This is a genomic window from Vibrio splendidus, from assembly GCF_024347615.1.
GTDB lineage: Bacteria > Pseudomonadota > Gammaproteobacteria > Enterobacterales > Vibrionaceae > Vibrio > Vibrio splendidus.
Map to the genome: position 1 here is coordinate 3,057,154 of NZ_AP025508.1, position 12,310 is coordinate 3,069,463.

At 44.8% G+C, this 12,310-nt stretch carries 11 protein-coding genes; 6 read left to right on the plus strand and 5 right to left on the minus strand.

Going from position 1 to position 12,310, the window contains the following annotated elements; genetic code table 11:
• On the minus strand, positions 1 to 546 hold the full coding sequence (gene syd, locus OCU90_RS13565) for a SecY-interacting protein (RefSeq protein WP_017089736.1): 546 nt from the start codon (positions 544 to 546) through the stop codon (positions 1 to 3).
• A gap of 131 nt (positions 547 to 677) precedes the next feature.
• Between syd and queF the strand changes: the two genes are divergently transcribed.
• The 6 genes from queF to OCU90_RS13595 all read left to right on the plus strand — a co-directional run bounded on the left by queF (position 678) and on the right by OCU90_RS13595 (position 9,108).
• Positions 678 to 1,523 carry an NADPH-dependent 7-cyano-7-deazaguanine reductase QueF gene (queF, locus tag OCU90_RS13570; RefSeq protein WP_004734389.1) on the plus strand — a complete coding sequence of 282 codons (846 nt, stop codon included), beginning with the start codon at positions 678 to 680 and terminating at the stop codon, positions 1,521 to 1,523.
• A gap of 57 nt (positions 1,524 to 1,580) precedes the next feature.
• Positions 1,581 to 3,839: a tetratricopeptide repeat protein gene (locus OCU90_RS13575; protein ID WP_017091056.1), complete on the plus strand. Its 2,259-nt coding sequence runs from the start codon at positions 1,581 to 1,583 to the stop codon at positions 3,837 to 3,839.
• A gap of 118 nt (positions 3,840 to 3,957) precedes the next feature.
• Complete coding sequence (locus tag OCU90_RS13580; protein WP_004734387.1) at positions 3,958 to 5,523, plus strand: GGDEF domain-containing protein; 1,566 nt, start codon at positions 3,958 to 3,960, stop codon at positions 5,521 to 5,523.
• A 376-nt stretch (positions 5,524 to 5,899) separates the two neighbouring features.
• Positions 5,900 to 7,267: a nucleotide 5'-monophosphate nucleosidase PpnN gene (gene ppnN / locus OCU90_RS13585; RefSeq protein WP_004734386.1), complete on the plus strand. Its 1,368-nt coding sequence runs from the start codon at positions 5,900 to 5,902 to the stop codon at positions 7,265 to 7,267.
• Between the two features lie 141 nt (positions 7,268 to 7,408).
• On the plus strand, positions 7,409 to 8,185 hold the full coding sequence (gene xni / locus OCU90_RS13590) for a flap endonuclease Xni (RefSeq protein WP_061022377.1): 777 nt from the start codon (positions 7,409 to 7,411) through the stop codon (positions 8,183 to 8,185).
• Positions 8,186 to 8,346: 161 nt separating this feature from the next.
• Positions 8,347 to 9,108 carry a DNA/RNA non-specific endonuclease gene (locus OCU90_RS13595; protein WP_061022380.1) on the plus strand — a complete coding sequence of 254 codons (762 nt, stop codon included), beginning with the start codon at positions 8,347 to 8,349 and terminating at the stop codon, positions 9,106 to 9,108.
• A gap of 61 nt (positions 9,109 to 9,169) precedes the next feature.
• Here OCU90_RS13595 and rlmM read toward each other — a convergent pair whose 3' ends face one another.
• Genes rlmM through OCU90_RS13615 form a run of 4 tightly spaced genes read right to left on the minus strand, consistent with a single transcriptional unit; the run spans position 9,170 to position 12,170 of the window.
• Positions 9,170 to 10,261, minus strand: coding sequence for a 23S rRNA (cytidine(2498)-2'-O)-methyltransferase RlmM (gene rlmM, locus OCU90_RS13600; RefSeq protein WP_061022382.1), 1,092 nt, complete (start codon positions 10,259 to 10,261; stop codon positions 9,170 to 9,172).
• Positions 10,258 to 10,656 (minus strand): DUF423 domain-containing protein, encoded by a 399-nt coding sequence (locus tag OCU90_RS13605; RefSeq protein ID WP_029406321.1) that lies wholly within the window; start codon positions 10,654 to 10,656, stop codon positions 10,258 to 10,260. Before OCU90_RS13605 ends, rlmM begins: the two co-directional genes overlap by 4 nt.
• Positions 10,646 to 11,269 carry an alpha/beta fold hydrolase gene (locus tag OCU90_RS13610; protein WP_061022383.1) on the minus strand — a complete coding sequence of 208 codons (624 nt, stop codon included), beginning with the start codon at positions 11,267 to 11,269 and terminating at the stop codon, positions 10,646 to 10,648. Before OCU90_RS13610 ends, OCU90_RS13605 begins: the two co-directional genes overlap by 11 nt.
• Positions 11,262 to 12,170, minus strand: coding sequence for a transcriptional regulator GcvA (locus OCU90_RS13615; protein ID WP_017080068.1), 909 nt, complete (start codon positions 12,168 to 12,170; stop codon positions 11,262 to 11,264). The genes OCU90_RS13610 and OCU90_RS13615 overlap by 8 nt, the downstream gene beginning before the upstream one ends.
• Positions 12,171 to 12,310 lie beyond the last annotated feature (140 nt).

Here is a 12,310-nt window from a genome sequence, read left to right on the forward strand (position 1 = left end):
TTATACCGCTGGTTGTAGCTTTTCTAAAAATTCTGCCAATGTCTCGGCTAATACATCACGATTTTTGGTGCCTAAGCGCTCTAGGATCACGTTACCCGTCAGATTACAGATAGAGATAACATCAAGCTCTGCATCGGTCGCGGCAATGAAAACCGTGGGCTTTAGCTTTAAACGACGCTGAGTGACTAGGTGACCTAAAATGTTTTCTTGCAGGCATTCGAAGTCTTCATCACTCCAAATCTGTAACAGAGTCAGCTCGTTACCATCAAAGGTCGCGTTCATATCTGCGCTGAATTGTGCACCGTAGAAAGTCTTAATGTCTTCATGCAGAGTCAACTCAATACCGGTTTCAACGTTGGTGAAATCCGCGAATTGCTCACGTGGATAGTGCTTCCACAACACGGCGTCGCCACTCTTTTCTTCTACGCATGGCGATACGATGTCCACCAACTCCTCATTACGAGGTAAGCTTTGGTGTTGCTGCTGCCACGCGTCAACGTATCGCTGACTAAAAGAAAGTAGTGCGTCTTGAGCACGTTGAGTCATGAAAATCTCCTAAACACAAAATAATAAATAGAATCCGAGCCCTTTCAGCACCGATTAAGCGATGACTTAATGACAGGGTAATGGGGATTCAGTAAAATCGACCCCATTCTAATCGAATTTGAAACGAAAGTATGAGCAAATATTCTGACGCAAAAGAGCTAGCGGGTTTAACCCTTGGCCAAAAAACTGAGTACTCTAACCAATACGATGCAAGTTTATTGCAACCAGTGCCTCGTAGCCTTAATCGCGATGATCTTGCGCTAAACGGCGAGCTGCCTTTTGTTGGTCATGATATTTGGACGATGTACGAGCTTTCGTGGCTAAACACCAACGGTCTACCACAAGTAGCGGTGGGCGAAGTTTTCATCCCAGCCACCAGCCAAAATTTAATTGAATCAAAATCTTTCAAGCTGTACCTAAACAGCTATAACCAGACTCAATTTGAAAGCTGGGCTCAAGTCACTGAGCGCCTGACCCAAGATTTGTCTGCATGTGCAGGCGAACCTGTGGTTGTGAATGTAAACTCAGTAACCGACTACACGAACCAACCTATCGTGACGATGGAAGGTGACTGCATCGACAACCAAGATATCCAAATCACCAGCTATGATTTTGAAGCGTCACTGCTTGAAGGTGCTGCTGGCGAACAAAAAGTAGAAGAAACTCTGCATAGCCACCTGTTGAAGTCGAACTGCTTGATCACCAACCAACCGGATTGGGGCAGCGTTGAGATCGCATATTCAGGCAAGCAAATTGACCGTGAAGCTCTGCTACGCTATTTAGTTTCTTTCCGTGAGCACAATGAATTCCACGAACAATGCGTTGAGCGTATCTTCACTGATATCATGAAATACTGTGCGCCATCGAAGCTAACCGTGTTTGCACGTTACACGCGTCGTGGTGGTCTGGATATCAATCCATACCGTTCAACAGAGCAAGATAGACCAAGCCACAATAAGCGTATGGCTCGCCAATAGTCGGCGTGAACCGCCCACACTTATTTGAACCTACCAAATCTTTAAAGGGACATTGAAATGCGTTGGTTATACGTTGTTAGTCTATTTATTTTAAGCTTAAGCACATCGGTCAATGCGTCGGTTTATTCGTCGGCGCTACTCAATGAAGCCAATAACTTGGTTGAGATCGAGCCGAGCCAAGCAAAACAAATGGCTAACAGCTACCTAACGCTTCGTGTCCTTTCTGATCAACGTGAGAAAAGCCCTTCAGCAATTTCTCGCGAAGAGACAGACTCTTCAATTAGAACGCCAAACAGCAGTATCGATGCGTATAAAATCTTAGCCAAGGCGGAATACAACCTAGGCAACATTCGTATTGCGATTAAAAACATCGACAAAGCCTCTGAGCTCGCAAAAACCTATAAGCTTAATTACTTAAAGTTGGACCTTCAGATCCTAAAAGTTCGCTTACTTTGGCTGAGTGACAGAAAGTCAGCCACAGCAACAGCAGAGCTGACAAGTATTGAAGCAAACCTAGAATCGGTGAATAAAACCTTACGTTTAACAGAAGGTATTACCTATCGTTTGATCATGCTGAAAGCTGATATCGCCTCTTATGACAATAAGGTCGACGAAGCCGAGAAGTTCTACCAAGAAGCGAAAACCTACCTCGATCAGCGTTACTCAGAAAAAGTTACCATCGACTACCACATCTCGGTCGGTGAATTTTATCTAACCCATAAAGAGTACAACCACGCACTCTCTGAGTTGTTGTATGGCTACTGGAAATCAGTAGAAGGTAACCTGAGTTCACGCTTAGCTAAGGTCAATCGCCTGCTTGCACAGCTTTTCTTTGAGCGCCAAGTCTTAGACAAGGCATTAGAACATCTATCTCAAGCTGCTGATTTTTATGATAACTTTGAAAACTCTCCCATATTAGCTCAAGTACTTAAAAAGATGGGTGATGTGTACTTCTTACAAGGTAAATATAACCTTGCTCTTGTGCATTTTTTCAACGTCCTTGACCACGAAAGTACCGACAGAGATATCCACCAAGTCATCGATATTCGTCTAAGTCTATCGGCAACTTACTTACGCCTCTATAACTACCCTCTAGCTGAGCAGTACTTAACCCGTGCCCTTGAACTGCTTGAGTACACCGACATTCCAAAACTGGAAGGTCGTGCTGCGCTATTATCAGCAGGATTGGCTTACCACCTGCAAGAGAGCGAAGATGTGATCAAGCATGCGACACGTGCACTTGAAATATCACGCCAGGTAGAGAATATGCGCCTGTCGCAACGCTCATACTATTTACTCTCTTTGGGTTATGAACAGGCAGGTCGTCCACAGCAAGCATTGGCAAATCTCAAGCAATACAACAGCCTTGTCTCTTTAGAGCAGCAAAAACTCAACCGTGTTGGGGAAGACGCATTCCGCCAACAAAAAGAGTTTGCCGAACAAACCCTGCACTATGCAGGCCAAGAACAAGAGCTAGAGAAATACAAACTAGAACATCGTAAGTTCCAAAAGATTTCGTTTGCCCTATTCTTGTTCAGCATTGTCTTATTCTTCTTTGTGCTGCGCCGAGGCTACCTCATTCAAACCTTAGCCAAAGAGGTCGACTCACTGCGTACCGACCTCTTTACGCATTCGCGTTCTAAGCTTCCTAATCTAAGAATGCTGAATGCGAAACTCTCAAATTCATTGGAACAAACCAGCCAAACCTTTGAGCAGTGGCAGCTTGGTGAATTGATTCATGAACCGCTCAACGACCGTTTACGCTTCGTGATGATTGACTTACCTTTCCTACGTAATATGTACACGCAGAACGGTTACAAAGCAGGCCTAGAACTCGAAGATGCTTTTGGTGAATTCCTCAAATCTAAGCTTGAAGGCCCAGCTCGTGTCTACCATTTCTCGGATGCGAACCTGCTTTATATCGAGCCCAACGCTGACCGTGATTTATCACCTGAAGCTCTGTTCAGGAAGATTCAATCTTGGGTTAATGACTTCGAACCCGAGCGAAACATCAACCGAACAGTCCGTATGGGCATCGCTGACTACCCGTTCCTGCCACGCGCTTACACTGCAATTAACGACCAAGAACTACTCGATGTGTTATTGATGTCGACGAATCTAGCGCGTGAGATCAGTCTCAAAGAGCGCAGCAGTCAATGGGTATACTTAAAAGCTATCGATAATGCGCCCGCAGCGAGTCTTGCAACTGGTAACATAAGAGAAGCGTGTAAACATGCGATTAATCAAGGGTTAATAAAGATACAATCGTCATACCAGAATGAGGACAACATCAAAAAAATGCTAAAAGATGACTGATTTGCGAGCGGTTAAGAGCGGCAAGCCGTGACCTTATTTTTAGTTTTGTTATTATCGATGCAACGGAATTTCATCAAAATGATCGAGCTCGGTCTACGCGGCGCTAATTAATACATCTATGGGCATTCTTGAAAAAGACATTCAGGCGCAACTCCACCAGCTGAAACTTCAGTTGGAGCAGGTCCGTTTGACGCAAAGAGACACCTCGTTCAAATTTATTAGAGAACAAAAAGTTCTAAAGCGTATCGTCACATCTTTAAGTGACGCATGTGTTGGCAGTAACAGCCATTTAGATGAAAACCTCATTGCCCTTCGGGAAGAGCTAGAAAAGCAAAAAGACATTAGCTCGATGATCCCAAAGCTGGCAGTATTAGAAAGGATGCTTAAGCAGAAAACGTTGGCTATGGATAAACAGAACGGATATCTGGACGATAGCATTAAGCACAGTGGGGAAACGCTGCAACGCATAACAGGCCTTCCAGCACAGCTTAAACGCGACCTACGAAACTTACTTAGCTTCTCCGAATGCAATGGCAGTCAGAAAGTCGACCATGCCATGAAACTTCTCGGTATTTATGAGCGTGCCATTAAGATTATGGCGAATAACTCACGCACTCATTTTGCCGACGTTACGCATTCTCCGGAACAAGAACTCCTTTCAGACCTATCAAACGAATTACAACATCTGATCACTGAACTCGATTTCGAGGGTGAATCGGGTGATTTGCTTACCGATATTCGAGCGAAACTGCTACTGGGTGTTTCCACACAAAATCTGCTTGAGCTGACACTTCAGATCCTCAAACTGGTAATTGAAGGCACCAACCTAGAGCGTAAGAAGTCTGAACAATTTATCGATCAGCTAAACTCTTCGCTGGCCTCCAGTATCAAAACGGCAGACCAAAATGCCGATCAGAGCCAAAGTTACTTTGAGCACCGCCAAGGCCTTAACTCTGAGTTAAGTGAACTTGTCATTAAGAGCCAGAACTCTGTAGAGAAAGCGAAGGAAATTGATAGTTTAAAGCGAACGATTAATCCGCTACTCACTGAAATCGCGTCTCTTTCAGAAAGACTGAATCACGCAGAACAGAAAGAACAAGCTCTAATAGAGAGAATGAGTTATGGGAAGACTCAGTTAGATTCACTCTATGAAGTCACCCAAGATTACCGCAAGCGCTTAGAAGATCAGGCTCAGCGTATGCTACTTGACCCGCTCACTAAAGTTTACAATCGCACCGCCTTTACTGATCGCTTAGAGCTTGAGTATCGCCGTTGGATTCGTGCACAACACTCACTGCGCGTAGTGCTACTCGACATAGACAACTTCAAAGCCATCAACGATAGCTTTGGTTATACCGCGGGTGATAAGGCACTTAAAATCATCGCGAGAACAATTACTAAAGAAGCTGGCACAACCGATACCGTGGCTCGCTTTTCTGGAGAAGAGTTTGTCTTGCTGTTGCCAGAACAAACCGATGAATATTGCCACCAGGTGATTCAAAACATCCAAGCTCAAGTAAGCCGCCTACCCTTTAAGTTCCGTGACCAACAAATCACGATTACCTTGTGTGCGGCAAGTACTCAGTTTAAAGAGTCTGATACGCCTGAAGAAGTATTAGAGAGACTTAATAAGACGCTAAACAAAGCAAAGCAACGCGGTACCAACCAACTTGTTTGGAACTAAGCCAGCCTTAGATTTAATTTATTTCATTTTTTCAAATACTTATCACATACCATTTCCCTCAATGTTTGCTAAGCTAATGATTAACATTCGCTTAACAAGCATTCTTGGCAAGCAATGCTGTATATACGCTCTTAATTTATTTTATATTAGCTCTTAAGCATCTATACATCTGCTATTAAGCACCCATGTATATACCGTTAAGCACCTGCATATAGACTGTTAAGCAAGATTATATAATCCATTAAGCAACGCTGTCGTAACGGTTTCGTCTGGTTAACTCTCTCACCTTTAACCAAACACTTTCAACGTTTGCTTCTCACTCTCGAGCCAGAGGGTCACTTCAACGTCCCCCTGCTCTTTTCAACAAGGAGGCACTATGATCACTCATATCAGCCCTGCCGGTAGCATGGATTTACTCTCTCAACTTGAAGTTGAGCGTCTTAAGAAAACCGCGTCTAGTGATCTGTACCAACTGTATCGTAACTGTACGTTAGCGGTACTTAACTCGGGAAGCCACACCGACAACTCCAAAGAGTTGCTCGACAAGTATCAATCGTTTGATGTTGAAGTCGTGCGACGTGAGCGAGGTATCAAGCTCGAACTGAGCAATCCACCAGAGCATGCCTTTGTCGATGGTGAAATCATCAAGGGTATCCAAGAGCACCTATTCTCAGTACTGCGTGACATTGTCTACGTCAACATGCATCTTGCAGACAACCAAAGACTCAACCTGACTAATGCCACTCATATTACCAACCTCGTATTTGGTATTTTGAGAAATGCAGGCGCACTTACGCCGGGCATCGAACCTAACCTGATCGTGTGTTGGGGTGGCCACTCAATTAATGCCACTGAATACCAATATACTCGTGAAGTAGGTAATGAACTTGGCCTACGTGAACTCAACATCTGTACGGGGTGTGGACCAGGTGCAATGGAAGGGCCAATGAAAGGCGCGGCGATTGGTCACGCTAAGCAGCGCTATACAGATCATCGTTACTTGGGGCTTACCGAGCCTTCAATCATTGCTGCTGAGCCGCCAAATCCGATAGTGAACGAATTGGTGATCATGCCAGATATCGAGAAGCGTCTTGAGGCATTCGTTCGTATGGCACATGGCATCATTATTTTCCCTGGCGGCCCCGGTACGGCTGAAGAGTTGCTGTATATCTTAGGGATCATGATGCACCCAAATAACGTCGACCAACCCATGCCGATTGTATTAACGGGTTCAAAAGAGAGTGAAGCTTACTTCCGCTCTATCGATAAGTTCATCGGGGAAACCCTCGGGGAAGAGGCTCAGAAACACTACGAAATCGTGATTGATGATCCAGCACGCGCTGCGAAAATCATGAAACAAGCGATGCCAGATGTACGCTCTCACCGTAAAGAGACCGGCGATGCTTATAGCTATAACTGGTCACTGCATATTGAGCCTGAGTTCCAACTGCCCTTCGATCCGACACATGAGTCTATGGCGGCACTTGATCTTCATATGGACCAGAAAACAGAAAGCCTTGCGGCTAATTTACGCAAAGCGTTTTCTGGCATTGTGGCCGGTAACGTCAAAGCCGAAGGTATTCTAGAGATAGAGAAACACGGCCCATTTCTGATTGATGGCGACAAAGAGCTGATGACCAAAATGGACCAACTGCTGAATGACTTTGTTGAACAACATCGCATGAAACTACCGGGTGGCACTGACTACGTTCCTTGCTATAAAATTATGCCTAGCAGCGAATAACGACAAGTGACTGATAACAGGCCACAAGCATAAAGCTAAACAACTCATGACGTTTACGTCGCCAACGTTTCAACTCACCAAGTGATACGTTACTATAAGGGGCTAGCAGCCCCTTATTTATTGCCTATTTAGTGGAAACTTATGTCTATCCATCTTGTTATTATCGATGCTTTGAATCTCATCCGACGCGTTCACTCTGTTCAGCCGGACCCAACCGATATTGCAAGAACCATCACCACTACTGCTCGTACTCTTAATCGCATCCTAAAAGAATCAAAGCCAACCCATATCATTGCGGTATTTGATCATCATTTACAAGATCGAGGCTGGCGCGCTGAAGTCCTTCCTGCCTACAAGCAAAACCGCAAGCCGATGCCTGAACCATTAATGAAAGGCCTTGATGCTATCCAACAAGCTTGGTGGGAATTAGGGATTGATTCACTGCTATCTGATGGTGATGAAGCGGATGATCTAGTCGCTACGCTCGCTAAGAAAGTGGCCGATCACAGAGAAACGGTCACCATCATCTCTACGGATAAGGGCTACTGCCAACTGTTATCACCAACGCTACAGATCCGTGATTACTTTCAGCACCGTTGGTTAGATAAACCCTTTATCGAAGCGGAATTTGGCGTAAAACCTGAACAGCTCGCAGATTACTGGGGATTAACGGGCGTCAGCTCAAGCCAAGTGCCGGGGATTCCTGGCGTTGGACCAAAAGCGGCCAAAGAGATATTAACAACGTATCCAGATATAGAAACGGCATTCCTAGCTGAAGACTTACCGAAAAAGTATCGCAAGAAATTCGATGAGCATATTGAATCGGCTCGTGTATGCAAGCTCGTTTCAGCACTCAAAACAGACATCGATTTGGGCTTCAATCTTCAAGATATTCGCTTCTCTGGCAGCCAAACTTAACACTTCTGGATGTTCATCTTTTCTGTTGTGTTCTCCGTTACATTCACAACCTAATCATAATGTTAATCAATACCTTATCGAGTATTGATTAACATCTAGCCTTCATCACAGTCTTATTGATATAAGTATTTAATTTCATTGCTCCAATAAGGAGAAACACAATGAAAAACATACTATTACTATCATTAACTACCCTCTTACTTAATATCGCGCCTCTTGCTGTCGCAACCGAAGCCTGTGGTGAACATCTAGTCAAAGGTTTGCCTTCAGAATTCTCTGATCAAATGCTTTGTCGAACCGGTTATGCCATTGGCTACAACTATTCCATGAAGAATGCTGATTGGGTCGCCTATCATGTCACCGCAGAAAGCGTCAATGGACAGTTCAAACGAAGTAACCGCTTTAAAGCCGATTCAGAACTCCCCGAATACGCCCAATCAACACTAAGCGACTACTCCAAATCCGGTTATGACCGTGGCCACCTTGCTCCGTCTGCAGCAATGGACTTCAGCGAAATATCGATGCAAGAAAGTTTCTTACTAAGCAATATGTCACCACAGCTTCCAGGGTTTAATCGAGTTGGTTGGCGATTGCTAGAAGAGCATGTACGTGACCTTGCCAATGAATATCAAGAGCTCTATGTGGTGACAGGCCCAATTTATGACGGGAATGAAACCTTTATTGGCAATGGCGTTATGATTCCAAGTGCATTCTACAAAGTGATTCTCGACCCGTATTACAACGATGCGATTGCTTTTATTGTGCCGCACCGTGATGTATCAAGCAGTGAACTCGAAAGCTTTGTCACAACCATTGATGAAGTAGAAGCTCGCACTAACTTGGATTTTTTCTCAAACACTAGCGATGATGTCGAAAGCAATATGGAAGCAATGCTTTGGGAAATGTGGCCGACCTCAGAGTAAACCTCTCATAACAAAAAAACGCTCCTTATGAGGAGCGTTTTGTATGTTCATTAACCGCGTATTAGTACGGCGAGATATTCGAAAGCGACTGAATATGAACCGTGATCTCTTCGCGATCGTGGTAAAGGTGCTTCGCCTGCATCTTGAATTTAACTTTGTTATCAATCAGGAACTGTTTCAGGTTCTCGATATCCTGCAGTACTTCATCGTAACGGCCTTTCATTGGCAGTTTAAGGTTGAACAGTGCTTCTTTCGCCCAGCCTTTGATGATCCACTCACCCATTAAGTGAGCAACACGAGCAGGCTTCTCAACCATGTCACAGATAATCCAAGTTACGTTCTTACGATCAGGTTCGAATTTAAAGCCATCCACCATGTGGTGCTTAATTTGACCCGTTTCCATTAGGCTGTCTGCCATCATGCCGTTATCAACACAGTGAACGAACATCGAGCGCTTAACCAATTGGTAAGTCCAACCACCTGGACACGCGCCTAAATCTACGCCCCACATACCCGGAGCCAGACGTTCGTCCCACTCATCACGAGGGATGAATACGTGGAATGCTTCTTCTAGCTTCAATGTCGAGCGACTTGGTGCATCTGATGGGAACTTCAAACGAGGAATACCCATGAAGAACTGCGAGTTGTTGGTTGGGTATGAGTAACCGACCAAGCAATGACCCGGAGCGATCAAACATAGGTGAAGCACAGGCTTCTTAACATTGTCTTTCGCTGTCATCAGACCTTTACCACGCATAGCTTGACGCATTGGCACGGTAAACTTACGGCAGAACTTCAAAAGCTCTTTCGCTTCATTGGTGTCTGGCGTTTCAATACGGATATCGCCACAACGTGGGAAACCTTCTTTCTCAGAAAGCGCCTCAAGAATTGGAGAGATACGATCATCAGTCGGAAGATCTTTGATTTCAGCTGCTACCGCGATCATTTGACGAGCAAAGATCAGCGATTGGAAGTCGATCTCTTTAACCAATTTATCGGCTTCGCCTGCTTGATAACATTCAAACAATACAAAGCCTGTATTGTTCTTTAAGCGAGGAAAACCAAACACTTCCAGTTGTGTTGCCTTGTCTTGAATTTCGCCAGCACATTCTTTTTCAAAACCAGAGCGACAATAAAGTAGTACGTGTTTCACTGAGTTACCTCTTTTATATTCAAAGCAGCGAAGGAGAAGACTCCCCAACCAATGATAAATAGTAGACCACCAAACGGAGTGATAGGGCCAAACCATTTTATTCCTGTCAGTGCCAAGCCATAAAGGCTGCCACTAAAACAAAGGATGCCGATGATAAAGCAAATTGCCGCAATGAAAAAATATTTTTGTGATTTAGCGCCAAGTTTCATGTGCAGCAGAGCGCCACACGCCAATATCGCCAAAGTATGGATAAACTGATACTGAACACCCGTCTCAAACACGCCTAGCAGATACTCAGGTAAAATAGCTTTCAACCCGTGAGCCGCGAAGGCACCAAGCATCACAGCAATCGCGCCAGAGATACCTGCAAACGTGAGTAAATACTTACTTCTCATCGAGTACCCCTTTGATAAACGCCGACAGCTTCTCAACGGTTAAGGCAATATTCTGCTGCTCTGTGTAACCAGAGCTCTTACGAGGCTTAAAGCTGTGATCACCGTCTGGGATAAATTCAACACGAATAGAATCCGACAGGTCGAAATCAGCAAACTCTTCACGCTTACCAAAGGTATCGCGCTCACCCTGCAAAATAAGACATGGCTTTTGTAACTCAGCTAAGTGCTCACCTTTGTACTTCTCTGGCTTACCTGGAGGGTGGAAAGGAAAGCCTAAACAGGCCATAGCTCCCACCTTATCAACTTCAGACAAATGGCTCGCCATGCGCCCTCCCATCGATTTACCGCCAATCACAAGCTTATCGGCATCGCACTGCTCAATGATGTCTTGGTAAGCTTCAAGCAGCTTAGGGGCTCTGTCAGGTGGACGGCGCTTGCCATCTTCAGCACGTTTAATCATGTAAGGGAAATTAAAACGAATCACTCGTATCCCTTTAAAGGCTAACCCTTTTGCCACCGACTGCATGAATTCATGATCCATACCTGCGCCAGCACCATGTGCAAAGACAAAGGTGATTGGATTGTCTTCACCGTCAATGATGACGTTATTCATCGAGTAAATCCTCTTGTTCACTTTGCGCTTTCGCCAGCATCCAATCGCGGAAGGTGGCGATACGGCCCATATCGGCTTGTTTCTCGTGACAAACCACATAGAAGGCATTCTTGCTCACCAACACTTCGTCAAAAGGCGCAATCAAACGACCCGCTTCGATTTCAGGTTGCGCCAACACGTTGTTACCCAGTGCTATGCCTTGGCCGTGAGCTGCCGCCTGCAACACCATGGTTGAGTGACTAAAGATAGGACCGTGATTGACGTTTACCCCATCGATGCCATTTTGCTTAGCGAACTGCTTCCAATCCTTTCGAGAAGTATCATGTAATAGCGTATGACATGCCAAATCGCTTAGAGATTCTAATGGTTTGGTACCAAGCAACACTGAAGGTGAGCAAAGAGGGATCAAGTATTCTTGATAAAGCTTATCGGCTCTAAGCCCCGACCAATTACCTCGACCATAATAAATAGCTACGTCTACGTCATCGGTCAGCGAGCCTTCATCCATATCAACGGCTTTAATTCGTACGTCGATATCAGGTTCTTGCTGATTAAAGTCTGCAAGCCTTGGCACTAACCATTGAATGGCAAAGCTTGGCGGTAAGCTGATGGTCAATGCGCCCTTCTCACTTCGCTCAAGCACTTTATCCGTCGCTTCAGCCAGTGATGTAAAAATATCTTTGATGTCTAAGAAGTAGCTCTGACCTTCTTCAGTCAGCAGCAAAGAGCGATTTCTTCGACGAAACAGCTTCAAAGACAAGAATTCTTCAAGCGCTTTAATCTGATGACTCACTGCAGCTTGAGTAACAAACAACTCTTCTGCAGCGCGCGTAAAACTCAAGTGTCGAGCAGCGGCTTCAAACACTCTTAGCGAGTTTAATGGGGGTAATCGACGAGACATAGGTACTCTCTAAATAAGCATTAGTTTTTTTTATCTGAAACATTATAATTTGTCCATTGCCTAGCGGCCAGAGAAATTCTATATTTCATCCCGCAGCAGCTAGCCTGAACGGCTTGATTCTCTCTAGAATCAATTGGTTT

Excerpts from the sequence above, each read along its gene's own strand:
- syd (WP_017089736.1), bottom strand. The coding sequence starts at position 546 with ATGACTCAACGTGCTCAAGACGCACTACTTTCTTTTAGTCAGCGATAC.
- queF (WP_004734389.1), top strand. The coding sequence starts at position 678 with ATGAGCAAATATTCTGACGCAAAAGAGCTAGCGGGTTTAACCCTTGGC.
- OCU90_RS13575 (WP_017091056.1), top strand. The coding sequence starts at position 1,581 with ATGCGTTGGTTATACGTTGTTAGTCTATTTATTTTAAGCTTAAGCACA.
- OCU90_RS13580 (WP_004734387.1), top strand. The coding sequence starts at position 3,958 with ATGGGCATTCTTGAAAAAGACATTCAGGCGCAACTCCACCAGCTGAAA.
- ppnN (WP_004734386.1), top strand. The coding sequence starts at position 5,900 with ATGATCACTCATATCAGCCCTGCCGGTAGCATGGATTTACTCTCTCAA.
- xni (WP_061022377.1), top strand. The coding sequence starts at position 7,409 with ATGTCTATCCATCTTGTTATTATCGATGCTTTGAATCTCATCCGACGC.
- OCU90_RS13595 (WP_061022380.1), top strand. The coding sequence starts at position 8,347 with ATGAAAAACATACTATTACTATCATTAACTACCCTCTTACTTAATATC.
- OCU90_RS13605 (WP_029406321.1), bottom strand. The coding sequence starts at position 10,656 with ATGAGAAGTAAGTATTTACTCACGTTTGCAGGTATCTCTGGCGCGATT.
- OCU90_RS13610 (WP_061022383.1), bottom strand. The coding sequence starts at position 11,269 with ATGAATAACGTCATCATTGACGGTGAAGACAATCCAATCACCTTTGTC.
- OCU90_RS13615 (WP_017080068.1), bottom strand. The coding sequence starts at position 12,170 with ATGTCTCGTCGATTACCCCCATTAAACTCGCTAAGAGTGTTTGAAGCC.